Here is a 2371-nt window from a genome sequence, read left to right as displayed (position 1 = left end):
TCCTGCCCATCCTGCTGGGGGGAAACGAGGAGCAGAAAAGGGCCTACCTGCCCCCGGAGGAGCTGGAGCGCATGCTGGGCAAGGAGGTCATCTCCCGCTATCCCATCGTCCAGCATGACCCCTTCGCCGAAGATGAGCTGAAGTATCTGGGGGAAAGCTCCTTCGGACATCCGCTGTGGGTCAACCGGACGTTCGCCGAGGCGGATGTGCGGATATTGACCGGCTTCATCGAGCCGCACATGTTCGCCGGCTTCAGCGGAGGGCCGAAAGCGGTACTGCCGGGCATCGCCGGCGAGCGCACCATCCTGCTCAACCACAGCGCGCCCATGCTGAGCCAACCCCTGGCCACCTGGGGGGTGACCCGCGGCAACCCCATCTGGGAAGAGATGCTGGAGATGGCGGTGCTGGCCAACCCCGACTTCCTGCTGAACGTGACGCTGAACGCCCGCCGGGAGATCACCGGTGTCTTTGCCGGCGCCCTGCGGCCGGCCCATGCCCGCGGCGTGGCCTTTGCGCGCGAACATGCCATGGTTCCCGTGCGCCAGCGCTTCGATATCGTCATCACCAGCAACGCCGGCTATCCCCTGGATATGAACGTGTACCAGGCGGTAAAGGGGATGTCGGTGGCCGCCGAGGTGGTCAAGCCGGGCGGGCATATCATCGTCGCCGCCGAGTGCTGGGACGGCGTGCCGGACCACGGCGAGTACAAGCGCCTCCTGCATGCCGGCCGCGATCCCGCTCATCTGCTGGAGATGATGAGCCGGCCGGATTTCCTGGTGCGCGACCAATGGGAAGTGGCCATTCAGGCCCGCGTGCAGGTAATGGCGCACGTGTATCTGAAGTGCTCGTATCTTTCGGACGAAGAGGTGCGCCAGATCCACCTGACGCCCTGCCATGATATCGGGGCGCTGGTGCGAGAGCTGGTGCGGGAACTGGAGTCTCCCAGCATCTGCGTACTGCCGCAGGGACCGTTGGTGGTGCCGTATCTGCCCTCATCCGAGATTTCCCATGCCGCGAAGGGGGTGGAGCCATGAGAATCGCGATCCTCTCGGACACTCACGATAATATCTGGGTGCTGGAGAAGGTGCTGGACGAGATCGCCGGCGCCGATGCCCTGATCTTCTGCGGGGATTTCTGCGCGCCCTTCACCCTGGCCATGATGGCGGAGCGCTTCCGCGGGCACGTCCACTGCGTGGCCGGCAACAACGACGGCGACCCTCTCCTGCTGAGCCAGGTGGCCGGCAAGGCAGGCAACGTGACCCTGCACGGCGCCTTCGCCGAGCTGACGCTGGGCGGCCGGCGCATTTTCGTGAACCATTACCCACCCATCGCGGAGGCGGTGGCCGCCGGCGGGCTGTACGACCTGGTCTGCTATGGGCACAATCATCAGGCGGAGATACGGCGCATCGGGCGCACCCTGCTGGTAAACCCTGGGGAGGTGATGGGGCGCTTCGGACATTCGACGTATGCCATGTATGATACGGAGGCCGGCGAGGCCAGCCTGCACGAGGTTCCCTGGCCGGCCAGGGGATGAGCCGGCCCAATGAAAAGCTACAGCCCCCGCCGGCGTGCCGGCGGGGGCTGTATCGCTTCATGCATCCCGCATCAGGAAAGCTCTTTCAGCAGGCCGGTCTGTGCGTTGAACTCCTGGATCAGCTCGTCAATGACGGACACCTGCTTGTGGATGTTGGACCAGTAGTCGCGGTCATACCACTGGGCCTGGATCTCCTCGTAGGTCTTGCCCTGCTGCTCCACCCAGGTATAGTATTTGAGGTTGTGGATGCGCCGGCGGTCCCAGTAGCCCAGCTCCTCCATGTACTCCACGCCCATGCCCAGCAGGTAGCGGGCGTAATCGGCCGCCGCTTGGCGCTCGGTGTACTCGCCGCGCGCCTCGCGCAGTTCCCGCACGCGGCTCTGGTACAGCTCCATGGAGTCGGTGAGCACGGTCAGGACGATGTCGTTCTCGCCCAGCTCGTACCACTTGGCGAACTTGATGGAGGAGAGCAGGTTGGCAATGCCGGAGATGCCCAGCAGGTCGAGCTGATTCACCAGGGACTCGGGCACGCCCTGCTTGACCAGGTAAGCGCGGCCGGCCGGCTCGTTGAACAGGCGCACCAGGCTCATGCAGGCCTCATCGTCAATGGCCATCACCAGGTCGGTGTTCTTCAGGTTGTGGATCCAGGGCACATGCTTGTCGCCGATGCCCTCGATGCGGTGCCCGCCGAAGCCGTTCAGCAGGAGGGTGGGGCACTGGAGCGCCTCGCTGGCGGCCACCTTGCTGGTGGGGAAGACTTCTTTCAGGTAGTCGCCGCAACCGATGGTGCCGGCGGAACCGGTGGTCAGCACCACGCCGCGATATTCATCGTGCGGT

At 64.7% G+C, this 2371-nt stretch carries 2 protein-coding genes and 1 pseudogene (1 of these 3 cut by a window edge); 2 read left to right on the top strand and 1 reads right to left on the bottom strand.

Annotation, left to right across the window (positions count from 1 at the left end; genetic code table 11):
• Positions 1-1034: pseudogene (larA, locus tag H5T60_06280) on the top strand (nickel-dependent lactate racemase); it begins 388 nt to the left of the window's first position.
• Positions 1031-1534 carry a metallophosphoesterase gene (locus H5T60_06275; GenBank protein ID MBC7242034.1) on the top strand — a complete coding sequence of 168 codons (504 nt, stop codon included), beginning with the start codon at positions 1031-1033 and terminating at the stop codon, positions 1532-1534. Before larA ends, H5T60_06275 begins: the two are co-directional and overlap by 4 nt.
• Before the next feature lie 71 nt (positions 1535-1605).
• Here the strand turns inward: H5T60_06275 and H5T60_06270 are convergent.
• Positions 1606-2371: pyridoxal-5-phosphate-dependent protein subunit beta (locus tag H5T60_06270; GenBank protein ID MBC7242033.1), on the bottom strand; the 766-nt coding region annotated here is incomplete at its 5' end.

The sequence above is a fragment of the Anaerolineae bacterium genome (genome assembly GCA_014360855.1).
GTDB lineage: Bacteria > Chloroflexota > Anaerolineae > JACIWP01 > JACIWP01 > JACIWP01.
The sequence above is the reverse complement of the archived record's forward strand: the minus strand, read 5'-3'. Positions and strand labels throughout refer to the sequence as shown.